12 protein-coding genes are annotated in these 17,675 nt (G+C 65.1%); all 12 read left to right on the plus strand.

Going from position 1 to position 17,675, the window contains the following annotated elements; all coding sequences use genetic code 11:
- Nucleotides 1-231: 231 nt before the first annotated feature.
- The 12 genes from alg8 (at nt 232) to RS899_RS20680 (ending at nt 17,533) form a co-directional block, all read left to right on the plus strand.
- The gene (gene alg8, locus RS899_RS20625) at nt 232-1,713 is read left to right on the plus strand and encodes a mannuronan synthase (protein WP_037015978.1); all 1,482 of its coding nucleotides are present in this window, start codon (nt 232-234) and stop codon (nt 1,711-1,713) included.
- 49 nt (nt 1,714-1,762) lie between these two features.
- Nucleotides 1,763-2,935 carry an alginate biosynthesis protein Alg44 gene (locus RS899_RS20630; protein ID WP_054910083.1) on the plus strand — a complete coding sequence of 391 codons (1,173 nt, stop codon included), beginning with the start codon at nt 1,763-1,765 and terminating at the stop codon, nt 2,933-2,935.
- A gap of 13 nt (nt 2,936-2,948) precedes the next feature.
- Nucleotides 2,949-4,358: an alginate biosynthesis TPR repeat lipoprotein AlgK gene (gene algK, locus RS899_RS20635; protein ID WP_054910084.1), complete on the plus strand. Its 1,410-nt coding sequence runs from the start codon at nt 2,949-2,951 to the stop codon at nt 4,356-4,358.
- 101 nt (nt 4,359-4,459) lie between these two features.
- Complete coding sequence (locus RS899_RS20640) at nt 4,460-5,893, plus strand: alginate export family protein (RefSeq protein ID WP_233299154.1); 1,434 nt, start codon at nt 4,460-4,462, stop codon at nt 5,891-5,893.
- 104 nt (nt 5,894-5,997) lie between these two features.
- Nucleotides 5,998-7,647: a mannuronan 5-epimerase AlgG gene (gene algG / locus RS899_RS20645; RefSeq protein ID WP_409978030.1), complete on the plus strand. Its 1,650-nt coding sequence runs from the start codon at nt 5,998-6,000 to the stop codon at nt 7,645-7,647.
- A gap of 11 nt (nt 7,648-7,658) precedes the next feature.
- A complete protein-coding gene (locus RS899_RS20650; RefSeq protein WP_315807954.1) occupies nt 7,659-9,071 on the plus strand; it encodes an alginate O-acetyltransferase in 1,413 nt (470 codons plus the stop codon).
- Nucleotides 9,072-9,106: 35 nt separating this feature from the next.
- Entirely contained in the window at nt 9,107-10,219 is a 1,113-nt protein-coding gene (locus RS899_RS20655) for a mannuronate-specific alginate lyase (protein ID WP_315810463.1), read from the plus strand.
- A 341-nt stretch (nt 10,220-10,560) separates the two neighbouring features.
- Nucleotides 10,561-12,123 carry an MBOAT family O-acyltransferase gene (locus RS899_RS20660; protein ID WP_313465182.1) on the plus strand — a complete coding sequence of 521 codons (1,563 nt, stop codon included), beginning with the start codon at nt 10,561-10,563 and terminating at the stop codon, nt 12,121-12,123.
- A gap of 13 nt (nt 12,124-12,136) precedes the next feature.
- The gene (locus tag RS899_RS20665) at nt 12,137-13,321 is read left to right on the plus strand and encodes an alginate O-acetyltransferase (RefSeq protein WP_315807955.1); all 1,185 of its coding nucleotides are present in this window, start codon (nt 12,137-12,139) and stop codon (nt 13,319-13,321) included.
- Nucleotides 13,322-13,401: 80 nt separating this feature from the next.
- Nucleotides 13,402-14,049: an alginate O-acetyltransferase AlgF gene (locus RS899_RS20670; RefSeq protein ID WP_024765849.1), complete on the plus strand. Its 648-nt coding sequence runs from the start codon at nt 13,402-13,404 to the stop codon at nt 14,047-14,049.
- 326 nt (nt 14,050-14,375) lie between these two features.
- Nucleotides 14,376-15,818, plus strand: a complete 1,443-nt coding sequence (locus RS899_RS20675) for a mannose-1-phosphate guanylyltransferase/mannose-6-phosphate isomerase (protein ID WP_315807956.1) — start codon at nt 14,376-14,378, stop codon at nt 15,816-15,818.
- 293 nt (nt 15,819-16,111) lie between these two features.
- On the plus strand, nt 16,112-17,533 hold the full coding sequence (locus RS899_RS20680) for an Ig-like domain-containing protein (protein WP_315807957.1): 1,422 nt from the start codon (nt 16,112-16,114) through the stop codon (nt 17,531-17,533).
- Nucleotides 17,534-17,675: the final 142 nt, after the last annotated feature.

A 17,675-nucleotide genomic window follows, 5' to 3' on the forward strand; every position in this document is an offset into this window, starting at 1 on the left:
GTCGTTGGAGAGGAACTCGGAAATGCTCATTCACTTCAGTGAACTCCGCTTCCTCGTCCCTCTCCGCGATCCACATGGATGTGGTGAATGCAGCAGGCCCGCCGGGAGCGGGCGCTGCCTAACCGGACTCTAGCTCGCTCAATCGAGTCCATGCCTTCAGAAACCAAAAGCGCCGGTTACCGACCCGCCCAGCGGGCCGGTAACCAAGCCCCACCAGACGGATAGACGACGATGGAAACCTACAAACGAGTGATCGGTGAAGCCACGGGCTGGCTGGTCTTTCTCAGCCTGCTGATGCTGCTGGCGCTGCTGGTGCCACCGACCGTATTCGACGCCGAGTCCAAGGACTTCCTGCTGCTGATCGGCGCGGTCGGTATCTGGCGCTATTCCATGGGTGGCCTGCACTTCCTGCGCGGCATGCTGTTCCTCTACCTGGTCTACCCGCACTACCGGCGCAAGGTCCGCAAGCTCGGCGACGCAGCCGACCCGTCGCACGTTTACCTGATGGTCACCAGTTTCCGCATCGACGCGCTGACCACCTCCATGGTCTATCGCTCGGTCATCGAAGAAGCCATTGCCTGCGGCTACCCCACCACCGTGGTGTGCTCCATCGTCGAGATGTCCGACGAGGTGCTGATCAAGCAGCAGTGGCAGAAGCTCAACCCGCCGGACCACGTCAAGCTCGACTTCGTGCGTATCCCCGGCACCGGCAAGCGCGACGGCCTGGCCCACGGCTTCCGTGCCATCTCCCGCCACCTGCCGGATGAGCACGCGGTGGTCGCGGTGATCGATGGCGACACCGTGCTCGAACCCGGCGTGGTGAAAAAGACCGTGCCCTGGTTCAAGCTCTTCCCCAACGTCGGCGGCCTGACCACCAACGAATTCTGCGAAGTGCGCGGCAGCTACGTGATGAGCGAGTGGCACAAGCTGCGCTTCGCCCAGCGCCACATCAACATGTGCTCCATGGCCCTGTCCAAGCGCGTGCTGACCATGACCGGGCGCATGTCGGTATTCCGTGCTGCCGTGGTCACCGACCCGGACTTCATCACCGACGTCGAAAGCGACCACCTCGACCACTGGCGCCTGGGCCGCTTCCAGTTCCTCACCGGTGACGACAAGTCCAGCTGGTACAGCCTGATGCGCCTGGGCTACGACACCTTCTACGTGCCGGACGCGGCGATCAACACGGTCGAGCACCCGCCGGAGAAGAGCTTCATCAAGGCCAGCCGCAAGCTGATGTTCCGCTGGTACGGCAACAACCTTCGGCAGAACTCCCGCGCCCTGGCCCTCGGTCCGCAACGCCTGGGCTGGTTCACCAGCGTGGTGCTGTTCGACCAGCGCCTGTCGATGTGGACCTGCCTGCTCGGCCTGGTCGCCGCGATCATCGCCAGCATCAAGTACAGCATCGCCTTCCTGCTCATCTACCTGCTGTGGATCGGCATCACCCGCTTCGTGCTGACCCTGCTGCTGTCGCTGTCGGGCCACCACATCGGGCCGGCCTACCCGGCGATTCTCTATTACAACCAGATCGTCGGCGCCCTGGTGAAGATCTACGTGTTCTTCCGCCTCGACCAGCAGTCCTGGACCCGCCAGAACACCAAGCTCGACCGCGGCCTGGCCAGCTTCCAGCGCTGGTTCAACACCTGGTCCTCGCGCGCCATGACCTTTTCCGCGGCCAGCGTTTTCGTCGCCGTACTGCTGACCATCGTCTGAAGGCTCTCTTTAGCCACGCCCCTTTTAGCTACGAACAGGACTCGACCCCATGAATACCGCCGTCAACGTCAATGTCGTGCATGAATCCGAAGCCCAGCGCCAGCACGCACGGGTCAAGCTGCCCGCGCGCATCCGCTACATCGGTGGCAACCGCGAAGGCGTCGATGCGCGCCTGCTGGACCTGTCCGCCGGCGGTTTCGCCTTCAGCTCGGCGAACAACACCCCGGTCCAGGTCGGCGACCTGCACAAGGGCAAGCTGCTTTTCCAGATCGACAGCATCAGCTTCTCCCTGGAGGTGGAATTCCAGGTGCGCTCCTATGACCGCGACAGCGGCCGCGTGGGGTGTGAATTCCAGCACCTGAAGCCGCGCGAGATCGCTGCCCTGCGCTACCTGATCACCTCCTACCTGGCAGGCGAAGTGATCAGCGTGGGCGACATGCTCAACACCCTGCAGCGCGAGAACTTCACCAAGGCCCGCAAGCACGGCGCAGGTTCGGGCGGCATGGGCTTCTTCGGGCGCTTCCGCGCCGTCACCGTGAGCACCGCGATCTTCGTGGTCGGCGTCGGCGCCTTCGCGGTGATCCTCAACCAGATCTACAACCTGTACTTCGTCACCCATGCCGATTCGGGCGTGGTCAGCGTGGCCAACCAGCAGATCACCATGCCCCGCGAAGGCACCGTGGAAAGCCTGGTGGAGCCGGGCGCGGAAGTCGCCAAGGGCGCGCCGATCGCCTCCTTCTCCGCCAACCTGCTGGACCTGCTCAAGGGCAACCTGACCGAAGAACAGCTCAACCCGAGCAACATCGAGAAGCTCTTCGGCCACCAGATGAAAGGCACCCTGACCAGCCCGTGCGATTGCCGCGTGGTCGAGCAGCGCGTCGCCAACGGCCAGTTCGCCAACAAGGGTGACGTGATCTTCACCCTGACCCCGCGTGACAGCACCGCCACCGTCGAGGCGCGCTTCCCCTACCGCAACGCCGCCGAGCTGTCCCCTGGCACCCACGTGAACTTCCAGGTCGCCGGCGACAGCGAAGTACGCGGCGGCCGCATCCTGCGCACCGCACCGGTGGACGGTGACCTGTCCTCGGAAATCCGTGTGCAGATCACCCCCGACCAGCCGCTCGACAGCCAGATGGCTGGCCGCCCGACTGAAGTCAGCATCGGCGGCCTGCCGGGCCGCACCCTGCTGAACAAGGCGATGGCCCTGGCCACCGCTCGCTAAGAGGACTGCCCGCATGAATCGACCTGTCTTGCGACACGCCCCGGACCTGGCCCGACACCTTGGATTGGCGCTGGCCATCGCCGCAGCCGCCGGTTGCGCCGGCCTGCCCGACCAGCGACTGGCCCAGGAAGCCCTGGAGCGCGGCGACATCGCCACCGCCCAGGCCAACTTCCAGGCCCTGGCGACCATGGGTTACGCCGACGCACAGGTCGGACTGGCCGACATGCAGGCCGCCACCGGCGACCCCGACGAGCAGGCCCGCGCCGAAAAGCTCTACCGCGAAGCCGCCGAGAGCTCGCCGCGCGCCCGCGCCCGCCTGGGCAAGTGGCTGGCAGCCAAGCCCGGCGGCACCGACGCCGAACACCGCGAAGCCGAGCAACTGCTGACCCGTGCCTTCAACGAAGGCGAGGACAGCGCGCTGGTGCCGCTGGTGGTCCTCTACCTGCAGTACCCGCAGGCCTGGCCGAACGTGAACCCGCAGCAGCGCATCGACCAGTGGCGCGCCCAGGGACTGCCGCAGGCCGATCTGGCGCAGATCATCCTGTACCGCACCCAGGGCACCTACGACCAGCACCTCACCGAAGTCGAGCAGGTCTGCCAGCGCTGGCTGAACCGCATGGACGTGTGCTGGATGGAACTGGCCACCGTGTACCAGAAGCAGGGCAACGCGGATAAGCAGAAAGCCCATATCGAAGCGCTGAAGGCAGGCTGGAAGGCCGGCCGCGTGCCCTCCGAGCGCGTCGAATCGGTGGCCGGCGTGCTGGCCGATCCGAACATCGGCACCGCCGACCCGCAGGCCGCGCAGGCGCTGCTTACCGAGATCGCGCCGACCTACCCGGCCGCCTGGGTCAGCCTCGCCAAGCTGCAGTACGACAACCCCGACCTGGGCGACCTCGACCAGATGCTCGACTACCTGAAGAAAGCCCAGGACGCCGCCCAGCCCCGCGCCGAGCTGCTGCTCGGGCGCCTCTACTACGACGGCAAGTGGGCCCCGCAGGAACCGCAGAAAGCCGAGCAGCACCTGCTCAAGGCCGCCGCCAGCGAACCCCAGGCGCACTACTACCTGGGCCAGATCTACCGCCGCGGCTTCCTCGGCCAGGTCTACCCGCAGAAGGCCGTGGATCACCTGCTGATCGCCGCCCGCGCCGGCCAGGCCAGCGCCGACATGGCCCTCGCCCAGCTGTATTCGCAGGGCCGTGGCGTGCGCCCGAACCTGGTCAACGCCTACGTCTTCGGCGAACTCGCCCAGCGCCAGCAGGTGCCCACCGCCAGCGACCTGATGGCGCAGCTCGAACCGCAGATCCAGCCGGCCGACCGCAGCGCCGCGCAGCAACTGCTCAAGCGTGAAGAACAGGCTCGCGGCGCCAACTGGCAAGCCACCGTCAGCCTTCTGCAGAACAACCAGGAACAAGAAAACCTATGAAGCGCATCGACCCGATGACCACCCCGCCGTTTGCTCTTATCGAAGGGATTAAGCCGCGAGCTCTGGCTACCGCTGTTCGCCGCGCCCGCCTGTTCCCTGCCATGTTCGGCGTCGGCCTGAGCCTCGCCGGCACCCTGTTCGGCAGCCTCGCCCACGCGGCAGAAGAGCCGCCGAAGAATTTCGGCATCGACATCAAGGTCACCGCCGAATCCGAGGATGATCGCGACCTGGGCACCGCCCACGGCGGCGACCTCAACGGCATCGGCCTGGACCTGCGCCCCTGGGCCTTCGGCCAGTGGGGCAACTGGAGCGCCTATGTGATGGGCCAGGCAGTTGCCGCTACCGACACCATTCAGACCGACACCCTGCAGAACGACGACGTCAACAACGACAGCAGCGGTCGCAGCGACAACAAGCGTGAGCCGGACGACGCCTACCTCGCCCTGCGCGAATTCTGGGTGGACTACGCCGGCCTCACTCAGTACCCCGGCGAGCACCTGCGCTTCGGTCGCCAGCGCCTGCGCGAAGACAGCGGCATGTGGCAGGACACCAACATCGAGGCCCTGAACTGGACCTTCGACACCACCCTGCTGCGCGCCCACCTTGGCGCCGCCCAGCGCTTCTCCGACTACCGTACCGACATCACTGACCTGGCGCCGGACGACAAGGACCGCACCCACGTCTTCGGCGACATCTCCACGCAGTGGATGCCCCACCACTGGGTCGGCCTGCGCGTGCACCACGCCGACGACAGCGGCAGCCTGCCGGACCCGGGTGAAACCGTCGACTCGCTGGACAAGCGCTCCACCGGCGACCTCACCTGGGTTGGCATCGAGGCCAACGGCGACGGCTACAACTGGCGCTCGCAGATGCCCATCAACTATTGGGCCAGCGCCACCTGGCTCACCGGTAACCGCGACCGCCTGACCACCGTCCCGGTAAACGGCGAGCGTGTCGCCGCCGGCAAGCAGAGTGGCGATGTGGATGCCTACGGCGCGGACCTGGGCCTGCGCTGGAACATCGACGAGCAGTGGCGCGTCGGTGGCGCCTACGCCCGTGGCAGCGGCGGCGGCAAGAACGGCGAAGACCAGTTCGAACAGACGGGCCTGGAGAGCAACCGCTCCAACTTCACCGGCACCCGGGCCCGCGCACACCGCTTCGGCGAAGCCTTCCGCGGTGAGCTGTCGAACCTTGAGGCCGCCACGCTGTTCGGTTCCTGGCAGCTGCGCGACGACTATGACGCCAGCGTCATCTACAACAAGTTCCGCCGCGTGGACAGCGATTCGGACATCGGCAACAGCGGCATCACCGCACCGCTGGTCAATGACTCCAAGGACATCGGCCAGGAAGTCGACCTGGTCGTCACCAAGTACTTCAAGCAGGGCCTGCTGCCGGCCTCGATGAGCCAGGCGATCGACGAGCCGTCGGCACTGATCCGCTTCCGTGGCGGCGTGTTCAAGCCCGGCGATGCCTACGGCAGCCACGTCGACTCGACCATGCACCACGCCTTCGTCGATGTGATCTGGCGCTTCTGAGGACTGTAGCGATGAACATCCGTCAGCTACCCGCACTCGCACTCCGCCGTTCCCGGCGCGTAGCCGGGTACCTGGCGGATGACCGCGCGCAAGGAGACATGGCCATGAACCGCCATCCGTTACACGCCCTGCCGCTGACCGCGCTGCTGCTCGGCGGCCTGCTCAGCGCCGGCGCACCGGTCTGGGCGGCGCAGCCCGCGGCCAAGGCCGAGAGCAGTGCCAAGGCCGCCGCGAAAGGCAGCGAAGAGAAAACCGCCGAGGAACATCCCGGCGCCGAGCCCGGCAAGACCCAGACGCTGAAGGAGTCCGGCAACTACACCGTGACCGCCGCCCCCAGCGAACCACTGCACCTGGAACCGCCCAAGCTGCCCGACCTCACCGGCTACACCGCCGAAGCGGTGGAGAAGAAGATCGAGCGCAAGAAGCCCGGCCGCGCCCACATCGAGCGAATGGTCCAGCAGCAGCCGCTGAAGGAATTCACCGGCGGCAAGAACCGTCTCGCCGAGTGGGTGAAGCGCCAGCGCCAGATGCCCCAGGCAATCTTCATCGACGGCGGCTACGTCAACCTTGCCGAGCTCGTCGGCAAGCTGCCGAAGACCGCACTGGAGCAGGTCGAACCGGGCGTCTACATCGCCCGCCTGCCCATCGTCGTCAGCCAGGGCGCGACCCTGGAGATCGACGGCAAGGTCAAGGAACTTCGCCTGTCCCAGGACCGCGGCTCGTTCCTGGTCAACGACGGCAAGCTGTTCGTGCGCGACACCAAGGTCACCGCCTGGAACGAAGCGAAGAAGGAACCCGCCTGGTTCAAGACCCCCAACGAATTCCGCCCCTTCCTGATCTCCTGGGGCGGCGCCGAGGCCTACCTGGTGAACAGCCACTTCACCAGCTTCGGTTACAACGCTTCCAAGGCCTACGGCATCTCCATCTCGCAGTACAGCCCGGGCATGGACAAGACCATGAAGCGCCCGCGCCCGAAGGGCTGGGTGATCGGCTCGACCTTCGAGGACGCCTGGTACGGCTTCTACTGCTACGAAGCCGACGACCTGGTGGTACGCGGCAACACCTACAAGAACAACATCGTCTACGGCATCGACCCGCATGACCGCTCGCACCGCCTGATCATTGCCGAGAACACCGTCTACGGGACGAAGAAGAAGCACGGCATCATCGTCTCCCGTGAGGTCAACGACAGCTGGATCATCCACAACAAGACCTACGACAACCACCTCTCCGGGATCGTCCTCGACCGTAATTCCGAGCGCAACCTGGTGGCCTACAACGAGGTGTACCGCAACCACTCCGACGGCATCACGCTCTACGAGTCGGGCGACAACCTCATCTACGGCAACCAGGTGCTGGCCAACCTGCGCCACGGCATCCGCATCCGTAACAGCGTGAACATCCGCCTGTACGAGAACCTCGCGGCCGGCAACAAGCTCATCGGCGTCTACGGCCACATCAAGGACCTGACCGACACCGACCGCAACATCGACCTCGACCCCTTCGACACCAAGGTCTCGCTGATCGTGGTCGGCGGCAAGCTGGCCGGCAATGGCTCGGGCCCGCTGTCGGTGGATTCGCCGCTGTCGCTGGAGCTCTACAAGGTGGCCATGCTCGGCCCGACCAAATCTTCCGGCATCTCCTTCAACGGCGTGCTCGGCGAGAAGCAGGACCAGATCCTGGACCTGCTGGTGCGCCAGCAACGCGCGGTGCTGATCGACCCCGTCGAAAGCCAGGCCGAACTGCAAAATTGAGGACCCGACACATGAAACGACTGACCATCAACCTGCTGCGCCTGTCGGGCCTCTCCGCTGCCCTGCTGCTCGCCCACCAGGCCAACGCCGCCGATGCGCCGAGCTACACCGCTCAACCGGCCGCAGGCCTGTGCCCCACCGCGTCCAACGACGCGGCGTACAACACCAAGTACCTAGGCTTCTTCACCCACCTGGTGCCGGCCCAGGAAGACTGGCTGTTCCGCACCACCTACGACCTGCGCACCGACTTCGGCACCAGCGCCGAAGGCTGGCGCGAGCTCAAGCAACTGCGCGACGAACTCAAGCGCAAGGGCATCGACCTGGTCGTGGTCTACCAGCCCACCCGTGGCCTGGTGAACCGCGAGAAGCTCAACCCGCAGGAAAAGGCCAGCTTCAACTACGACCTGGCGAAAAAGAACTACCAGGCGGCTATCGCCCAGTTCCGCAAGGCCGGCATCTACACCCCGGACTTCTCGCCGCTGTTCGACGAGAAGCAGGAGCACCCTTACTACTTCAAGGGCGACCACCACTGGACGCCGTACGGCGCGATGCGCAGCGCGAAGATCGTCGCCGATACCCTGAAGGAAATCCCCGCCTACAACGACATTCCCAAGAAGGAATTCGAAAGCAAGCGCGTAGGCCTGCTGTCCAAGCTCGGCACCTTCCACAAGGCTGCCGCACAACTGTGCGGCAGCAGCTACGCCCCGCAGTACGTCGACCGCTTCGAGACCGAGCCGGTGGGCGATTCGGGCGGCGGTGACCTGTTCGGTGAAGGTGGCGATGCCCAGGTTGCGCTGGTGGGTACGTCCAACAGCGGCCCGGCCTACAACTTCGCCGGCTTCCTGGAGCAATACGGCAAGGTCGACATCCTCAACAACGCCGTGTCCGGCGGCGGCTTCGACAGCTCCCTGCTGGCCTACATGACCAGCAAGGAATTCCACGACAAGCCGCCGAAGATCCTCATCTGGGAATTCGCCACCCACTACGACATGGCGCAGAAGAGCTTCTACCGCCAGGCCATGCCGCTGGTGGACAACGGCTGCGCCGACGGCAAGCCGGCCATCAGCCGCAAGGTCAAGCTGCACGCGGGCAGCAACGAGGTGCTGCTCAACAGCGGCGCCCTGCCGATCCGCTCGGGCAGCTACACCGCCGACGTCACCTACTCCGACCCCGGCGTGCACGAACTCAAGAACACCATCTGGTACATGAACGGTCGTCGCGAGCAGCTGAAGATCGAGCAGTCCAAGGCCGTGGATACCGGCGGACGCTACGTCTTCGAGCTGCGCAACGACGAAGACTGGTCGAACCAGCAGTTCCTCTCCCTGGAGATCGAGGCGCCGGACGACATGCCGGCGGGCCTGGAAGTCGAGGCCAAGTTCTGTCAGACGCCCAAAGCCAAGTCGGCCGACGTGGCCGCCAACTGAAGCGAGGGACAAGCACCATGCCCAGCCTCCACAAGATCAAGACACCCGTTGTCGCCCGCATCGGCCTGACCATCGCGGTGCTCAGCGCGCTGTTCGGCGAGAGCACCACCTATGCCGCCGACCTGATGCCACCGCCGGGCTACTTCTCCGCCGTCGGCGACAAGGGCAGCAAGAAGGACGCGGACAGTTGCCCCACCGCCCCGACGCCCTACACCGGCAGCCTGCAGTTCACCAGCAAGTACAAGGGTTCGGACTCGGCGCGCGCCACCTTCAACGCGGATGCGGACAAGGAGTTCCGCACCCAGATCAAGGACATCACCGACATGGAGCGCGGCGCCACCAAGCTCATCACCCAGTACATGCGCAGCGGCAACAAGGGCGACCTGGACTGCGCGATGAACTGGCTCGACAGCTGGGCGAAGGCCGGCGCGCTGGAAAGCACCGACTTCAACCACACCGGCAAATCCATGCGCAAATGGGCGCTGGGCAGCCTGTCGTCCTCCTACATGCGCCTGAAATTCTCCAGCAGCCGCCCGCTGGCGGCCTACTCCGAGCAATCGAAAGAGATCGAGAACTGGTTCAGCACCCTGGGCAGCCAGGTGGTGCGCGACTGGAGCGACCTGCCGCTGAAGAAGATCAACAACCACTCCTACTGGGCCGCCTGGTCGGTGATGTCCACCGCCGTGGTGACCAACCGCCGCGACCTGTTCGACTGGTCGGTGCAGGAATTCAAGGTTGCCGCCAACCAGGTGGACAACGACGGCTACCTGCCCAACGAACTCAAGCGCCGCCAGCGTGCGCTGTCGTACCACAACTACTCGCTGCCACCGCTGACCATGATCGCCGCCTTCGCCCAGGTGAACGGCGTCGACCTGCGCCAGGAAAACAACGGCGCCCTGCAGCGCCTGGCCAACCGCGTGATGCAAGGCGTGGATGACCAGAACGCATTCGACCAGAAAACCGGCAACGACCAGGACATGGCCGACCTGAAGGAGAACAGCAAGTTCGCCTGGCTGGAACCCTACTGCGCGCTCTACAGCTGCGCGCCGAAGACCCAGGACTGGAAGAAGAAGATGGAGCCGTTCAACAGCTTCCGCCTGGGGGGTGAAGTGACCAAGGTTTTCAACCGTCAGGGGGCAGGGAGCTGAGGCCGAAAGGCAAGAGCCCCTCTCCCCCGCCCTCTCCCTGAAGGGAGAGGGAGCTTTCCGAGTGATCGGGAAGCACTGAGTCAGCCGGCATGCACGAAAACAGCAGCCAGCACGAATACCCCCTCTCCCTCTGGAAGAGGGCTGGGGTGAGGGCAAGCCCACGCTCCGATGCAACAGCTACACCACCCGACCCACGCAACCAAAGACGCGGGCGGGCGCAGCAGATTGAGCACCACATGGGGAGGAATTGGCGGGTTGCCCCGGCCTTTCCTCAAGGCGTCGAAACGACGCCGGAAGGTCCGGAGCGACTCAAGGTTTGAAGCTCCAGAGAGAGACGCGGAATGGTCTTTTCTTCCAACGTGTTCCTGTTCCTGTTCCTGCCGGTCTTCCTCGGCTTGTATTACCTGAGCGGGAACCGCTACCGGAACCTCCTGCTGCTGGTCGCCAGCTACATCTTCTACGCCTGGTGGCGGGTGGACTTCCTCCTGCTGTTCGCCGGCGTCACCGTATTCAACTACTGGATCGGCCTGCGCATCGGCGCCGCCGGCGTACGCACCAAGGCTGCCCAGCGCTGGCTGCTGCTCGGCGTGGTGGTCGACCTCTGCGTGCTGGGCTACTTCAAGTACGCCAACTTCGGCGTGGAGAGCCTCAACGAGATCATCACCTCGTTCGGCATGCAGCCCTTCGTGCTGACCCACATCCTGCTGCCCATCGGCATCAGCTTCTACACCTTCGAATCGATCAGCTACATCATCGACGTGTACCGCGGCGACACACCGGCCACGCACAACCTGATCGACTTCGCGGCATTCGTGGCGATCTTCCCGCACCTGATCGCCGGCCCGGTGCTGCGCTTCAAGGACCTGGTCGACCAGTTCAACCACCGCACCCACACCGTCGACAAGTTCGCCGAAGGCTGCACCCGCTTCATGCAGGGCTTCGTCAAGAAGGTGTTCATCGCCGACACCCTGGCCGCGGTAGCCGACCACTGCTTCGCCCTGCAGAACCCCACCACGGGTGACGCCTGGCTCGGCGCGCTGGCCTACACCGCGCAGCTGTACTTCGACTTCTCCGGCTACAGCGACATGGCCATCGGCCTGGGCCTGATGATGGGCTTCCGCTTCATGGAGAACTTCAACCAGCCCTATATCAGCCAGTCGATCACCGAGTTCTGGCGGCGCTGGCACATCAGCCTGTCCACCTGGCTGCGCGACTACCTGTACATCAGCCTGGGCGGCAACCGCGGCACCACCTTCCAGACCTACCGCAACCTCATCCTCACCATGCTGCTGGGCGGCCTGTGGCACGGCGCCAACGTCACCTACATCATCTGGGGCGCCTGGCACGGCGTGTGGCTGGCCATCGAGCGCGCCCTGGGCGTGAACGCCGCGCCGCGCGTGCTCCATCCGCTGAAGTGGGCCTTCACCTTCCTGCTGGTGATCGTCGGCTGGGTGATCTTCCGCGCCGAGAACCTGCACGTGGCCTGGCGCATGTACGAAGCCATGTTCAGCTTCGGCGACTGGAAGCTCTCCGAGCTCAACCGCGCCAGCCTCACCGGCCTGCAGGTCGGCACCCTGGTGATCGCCTACCTCGTGCTGGCTTTCTTCGGCATCCGCCAGTTCTACAACCAGCCGATGCAGGACAAGGCACCCAAGGCCGCCGCGAAGACTGAACAGGTCAACGCCGACGGTCCGGCCAGCGCCCAGCCGCGTACCCCGGCCATGGCACGGCAGGACCCGGCCGCCATCGCCTATTCGCCCAGCGGCGCCGCCGTCTACCAGCCGCACTGGATGACCCAGCTGCCGGTGCTGGCCACCCGACTCGCCCTGCTCCTGCTGTTCGCCGCTTCGGTGCTCAAGCTTTCGGCGCAGAGCTACTCGCCGTTCCTCTACTTCCAGTTCTGAGCGAGGCCGGATCATGCAATCGACCACTCAACCCAAGATCAGCAAACCCCTGCAGTACGCCTACATCGCCGCCTTCGGCGGCATGCTGCTGGGCCTGGCCGGCTGGTCGCTGAAGGCCTTCCCGAGCTTCTCCGCCGCCGAAGGCACCACCGTGCTCAACGGCAAGCTGGCCCACGCCTTCGAAGGCCACTACGACGACGAATTCCCCATCAAGCGCCTGGGCACCAACCTCTGGGCCGCGCTGGACTACACCGTTTTTGACGAGGGCCGCCCCGGCGTGGTGATCGGCAAGGACGGCTGGCTGTTCACCGATGAAGAGTTCAAGCCCGCGCCGACCCAGCAGCAGCTGGACGACAACTGGGCGCTGGTGCGCGGTGTGCAGCAGGAGCTGGAACGCCGCGGCGTGAAGCTGGTGCTGGCGATTATTCCGGCCAAGACACGCCTGTATCCCGAGTTCGTCGGCAAGGAGCAACCGGCCGCCCTGCACACCTCGCTCTACACCGACTTCCTGCAGCGTGCCCGCCAGGCCGGCATGGCCGCGCCCGAGCTGCTGGGGACGCTGGAGAAAGCCAAGGACAACGGCCAGGTATTCCTGCGTACCGACACCCACTGGACCCCGCTGGGCGCCGAAGCCGTGGCCCAGCGCCTGGGTGAAAGCATCCGCCAGGGCCAGGGCGCCGACCTGCGGACCCAGACCTTCGTCACCGAAGCCGGCAAGAGCGGCGCGCACAAGGGCGACCTGCTCACCTTCCTGCCGCTGGACCCGCTGTTCACCGAACTGCTGCCGCCCGAAGACCAGCTGGAACAGCGCCAGACCCATCCGGCCGACGACGCCACGGCGGCATCCGAAGGTGGCGGCGACCTGTTCGGCGACAGCGCCCAGCCGCAGATCGCCCTGGTCGGCACCAGCTACAGCGCCAACCCGCGCTGGAACTTCGCTGGCGCGCTGAAGCAGGCGCTGTCGGCGGACGTCATCAACTACGCCAAGGAGGGCAAGGGCCCCCTGGAACCGATGCTCGAACTGCTGCAGGACGAAGGCTTCAAGAAAGCCCCGGCCAAGCTGCTGGTCTGGGAATTCCCCGAACGCTACCTGCCGATGCACAGCGACCTCAGCCAGTTCAACCAGGACTGGCTGGCGCAACTGCGTGCGGACGGTAACCGCGACGAACGCCTGGCTTCCAACCAGGCCGCTCACTGACCCGAACACCCACGGCGCATCAAGCGCTGGAACTGGGCACCTCTTGTGCCCCCCAAGAGAGAAAGACGGAGGTACACCCCATGAACCGACTGAGCATTCGCACCCTGAAGTCGTCCGCCCTCGCCCTCGCCCTGGGCGCCGCTTCCTTCGGCGCCTTCGCCGGCGGTGAAGGCGCGCTCTACGGCCCGCAGGCACCCAAGGGCTCCACCTTCGTGCGGGCTTACAACGCCGGCAGCTCGGAGCTGTCCGTCAGCGTCGGCAACGCCACCCTCAACGACATCTCACCGCTGGGCTCCAGCGACTTCAAGTTCCTCCCGCCGGGCAACTACACCGCCAAGGTCGGCTCCCAGAGCCTGCCGGTGAAACTCGATCCGGACGCCTACTACACCCTCGTCAGCCAGCCTGGCGGCCAGCCGCGCCTGGTGCCCGAGCCGCCGTTCAAGAACAAGCAGAAGGCCCTGGTCCGCGTGCAGAACCTCAGCGGCAAGGCCCTCACCCTGAAGACCGCCGATGGCAAGACCGAAGTGGTCAGCAACGTCGCCCCGCAAAGCCACGGCGACCGCGAGATCAACCCGGTGAAAGTCAACCTCGCGCTGTTCGACGGCGCCAAGAAGGTCAGCGACCTCAAGCCCGTCACCCTCGAGCGTGGCGAAGTGGTCTGCCTCTATGTCACCGGCGACAGCAAGCTGAACCCGGTGTGGGTCAAGCGTCCGGTGAAGGCGGACTGAGTAGGTCGGCGATGACGTGCCAACGCGTACCACTCGCCCTCTCCCTAACCCTCTCCCTGAAGGGAGAGGGGACTGGATTGGCGCAGGTGGAAACCATGGCATCAGTCGGCACGAACAACTCCCTCTCCCTTCAGGGAGAGGGCTGGGGAGAGGGTGCTACACCCCGCTCCCAAACAACGATGCAAAACAACAAGACCGGCCCCACACCGGCGGCAAGACCCGTGCACCGCAGCGACGGCCAGCACTGGAGAGGTCACCCAAACCGCAAGCCGGACCGCACGACGCGGCTCGGCAGACAGAACGCAAACGCTTAAGGAGAAACCCCGATGATCCCAGTAATTCTTTCCGGTGGCAGCGGCTCGCGACTCTGGCCTCTTTCGCGCAAACAGTATCCCAAGCAGTTCCTGGCACTGACCGGCGAACACACCCTGTTCCAGCAGACCCTGTCGCGATTGATCTTCGACGGCATGGAAGCCCCCGTCGTGGTGAGCAACCAGGAGCACCGTTTCATCGTCCAGGAACAGCTCGAAGCGCTGGACCTAAAAACCCAGTCGATCCTCCTCGAACCCTTCGGCCGCAACACCGCTCCGGCGGTCGCCATCGCCGCCATGAAGCTCATGGCCGAGGGCCGCGACGAGCTGCTGCTGATCCTCCCGGCCGACCACGTGATCGAAGACCAGCGTGCCTTCCAGCGCGCCCTGGCGCTGGCCACCAACGCCGCCGAAAAGGGCGAGATGGTGCTCTTCGGCGTCCCCGCCAATCGCCCGGAAACCGGCTACGGCTACATCAAGGCCGGTGACGAGCGCGGCCTGCCGGACGGCGTTATCCGCGTCGAGCGCTTCATCGAAAAACCCGACGAAACCCGCGCCCAGCAGTTCGTCGAGGACGGCGGCTACTTCTGGAACAGCGGCATGTTCCTGTTCCGCGCCAGCCGCTTCCTCGAGGAGCTGAAGAAGCACGACGCCGACATCTACGACACCTGCCTGCTGGCCCTGGAGCGCAGCCAGCACGACGGCGACCTGATCAGCATCGACGCCGCCACCTTCGAATGCTGCCCGGACAACTCCATCGACTACGCCGTGATGGAAAAGACCCGCCGCGCCTGCGTGGTGCCGCTGTCCGCCGGCTGGAACGATGTCGGCAGCTGGTCGTCGATCTGGGAAGTGCATGACAAGGACGACGACGGCAACGTCACCATGGGCGACGTGATGGTCCACGACAGCCACAACTGCCTGGTGCACGGCAACGGCAAGCTGGTGTCGGTGATCGGCCTGGAAGACATCGTGGTCGTCGAGACCAAGGACGCCATGATGATCGCCCACAAGGACCGCGTGCAGGACGTCAAGAAGGTGGTCAACCAGCTCGACGCCGCCGGCCGCAGCGAGACCCAGAACCACTGCCAGGTCTACCGTCCGTGGGGCTCCTACGACTCGGTGGACATGGGCGGCCGCTTCCAGGTCAAGCACATCTCGGTCAAGCCCGGCGCGCGCCTGTCACTGCAGATGCACCACCACCGCGCCGAGCACTGGATCGTCGTGTCCGGCACCGCCCAGGTGACCTGCGACGACAAGACCTTCCTGCTGACCGAAAACCAGTCCACCTACATCCCGATCGCCTCGGTCCACCGCCTCGCCAACCCCGGCAAGATCCCGCTGGAAATCATCGAAGTGCAATCGGGCAGCTACCTGGGAGAGGACGACATCGAGCGTCTGGAAGACGTCTACGGCCGTACCACCGAGAACGTTGAAGTACAGGCGGTGGTTCGCTGAGCTGAGGGTCACTGGACCTGGCGCTTTCCCCCATCGGCGCCGACGCCCCCGCACCTCATGGTGCGGGGGCTTTTTTATGGGTGGCGTCGGCCAACGGCATAACTGCCTTCCCCGCCCGTGCCCCTCCGGCGGCGGGTTTGCGTCGCGCCCCATGCGGGGCAAACAATCCTGCCATTTCCTACGCAGCCATGGGCTTCTACGCCAACTATCCCGGCGAATTCGGATATCGGGGTAGAAATGGCGAGTCAATACTGGGCGGCTTTCCCACTCTATCGACATCCGGAGAACAACCCATGGGACAGATCGTCCTCATCGCCGCCAAAGAAGACTCAGCCACTCGCATGATCGTCGAGGGTGGCGGTGGCGTGAAAGTAGAGCGGGGCACCCGATACATTTTCAGAACCGCTACCGCCAGTACCCTGGTCGATCCCATCGAGGTAAAGCGCGAAGGCCAGGACCTGCTGGTCTTCCTCAAGGACGACAGCACGCCCGAGCTGACCCTTCTGGGCTACTTCGACCCCGGCATGAATGCGCAGCTCTACGGCCTCGATGACGACGGCCAGCCACGTGCCTATATACCTACCGATGGTGGAGCCATCAGCGGCCACCTGACACTGCTGGACGGAGAGTCGACGCACATCGCCCTGAACGGTCCCGTCCTGAGCGATACCCCGGTTATCACCGCATCACAGGACTACAGCGCCGGGTTCATCACCTGGCCGATCCTCGCCGGTGCGGGCGCGCTGGGCGTGCTGGCCACCTCGCTGCACTCCTCGGGCGGTTCGGGCGGTTCGGGCCACTCGGGAAACGACACGGCTGCAGCGCCACAGGTGGCCATCACCCGGCTGGTCAGCGACTCCGGTACTGACGCCGGCGATATCGTGCCCAATGGCGCCACCACGGACACCACCCCGGAAATCCGCGGCACCGGAACGGTCAACGCCACCATCACCCTCCATGACGGTGCGGACACTCTTGGCACCACCGTAGTCCTGCCCGACGGCACCTGGAGCTTCACCCCCACACAAGCGCTGACGCTGGACACCCACAGCATTACCGCCACCGCCACGAACGCCGACGGCCACTCCAGCCAGTCAACCGCTGCCTTCGTGATCGTCATCCTCGATGCGCCAATCGTCGAGCCGCTCCCGGACGAAGCCCCCCAGGTCGCCATCAGCCGGCTGGTCAATGACGTCTATCCCCTGCAAGGGGACATCGAACCTGATGGTACGACCCATGATACCCACCCCGAGATCATCGGCACCGGCACGGTCAATGCCACCATCACCCTCCATGACGGCACGGACACTCTTGGCACCACCGTAGTCCAGCCCGACGGCACCTGGAGCTTCACCCCTGCACAAGCGCTGACGCTAGACACCCACAGCATCACCGCCGTCGCCACGAACGCCGATGGCCATTCCAGCCAACCAACCGCTGCCTTTGTAATCACCATCATCGATACTCCCATCGTGGAGCCACAGCCATCCCAGGAAGTCGACAGCGCCCTGCTGGAGAATGCCGACAGCAGCAACACCTCGAAACTATCGCTGGCGGACGTGCTGGTGCATGCGCAGGACGACCTGCCCTGGCAGGCCTCCACCGCCGCGCAGCAGAACGTGGAAACCGGTGATCGGGCAGCCAACGCATACAACTCCTCGAGTACCTGGCTTGCAGCGCATCTGAGCCCGGACCTGCTGACCCAGCAGGACTAGGACTGATACGGGGAAATGCGCGGGGCGCAGCAGCGCCCCCTTCGCCACGGCCGGCAGCGGGCCGATCACCCTTGCGAAGATCCGATCGGCATCAATCCGAGTCGTCTCACACCCTGCTAAGGTAATGCTCGATATCCCTGCG

This window comes from Pseudomonas sp. C9-3, assembly GCF_032392015.1.
GTDB classification, from domain to species: Bacteria; Pseudomonadota; Gammaproteobacteria; order Pseudomonadales; family Pseudomonadaceae; genus Pseudomonas; species Pseudomonas nitroreducens.

What these genes read in the sequence shown, in the direction of transcription:
- alg8 (WP_037015978.1), top strand. Translation starts at nt 232, where the DNA reads ATGGAAACCTACAAACGAGTGATCGGTGAAGCCACGGGCTGGCTGGTC.
- RS899_RS20630 (WP_054910083.1), top strand. Translation starts at nt 1,763, where the DNA reads ATGAATACCGCCGTCAACGTCAATGTCGTGCATGAATCCGAAGCCCAG.
- algK (WP_054910084.1), top strand. Translation starts at nt 2,949, where the DNA reads ATGAATCGACCTGTCTTGCGACACGCCCCGGACCTGGCCCGACACCTT.
- RS899_RS20640 (WP_233299154.1), top strand. Translation starts at nt 4,460, where the DNA reads ATGTTCGGCGTCGGCCTGAGCCTCGCCGGCACCCTGTTCGGCAGCCTC.
- algG (WP_409978030.1), top strand. Translation starts at nt 5,998, where the DNA reads ATGAACCGCCATCCGTTACACGCCCTGCCGCTGACCGCGCTGCTGCTC.
- RS899_RS20650 (WP_315807954.1), top strand. Translation starts at nt 7,659, where the DNA reads ATGAAACGACTGACCATCAACCTGCTGCGCCTGTCGGGCCTCTCCGCT.
- RS899_RS20660 (WP_313465182.1), top strand. Translation starts at nt 10,561, where the DNA reads ATGGTCTTTTCTTCCAACGTGTTCCTGTTCCTGTTCCTGCCGGTCTTC.
- RS899_RS20665 (WP_315807955.1), top strand. Translation starts at nt 12,137, where the DNA reads ATGCAATCGACCACTCAACCCAAGATCAGCAAACCCCTGCAGTACGCC.
- RS899_RS20670 (WP_024765849.1), top strand. Translation starts at nt 13,402, where the DNA reads ATGAACCGACTGAGCATTCGCACCCTGAAGTCGTCCGCCCTCGCCCTC.
- RS899_RS20675 (WP_315807956.1), top strand. Translation starts at nt 14,376, where the DNA reads ATGATCCCAGTAATTCTTTCCGGTGGCAGCGGCTCGCGACTCTGGCCT.
- RS899_RS20680 (WP_315807957.1), top strand. Translation starts at nt 16,112, where the DNA reads ATGGGACAGATCGTCCTCATCGCCGCCAAAGAAGACTCAGCCACTCGC.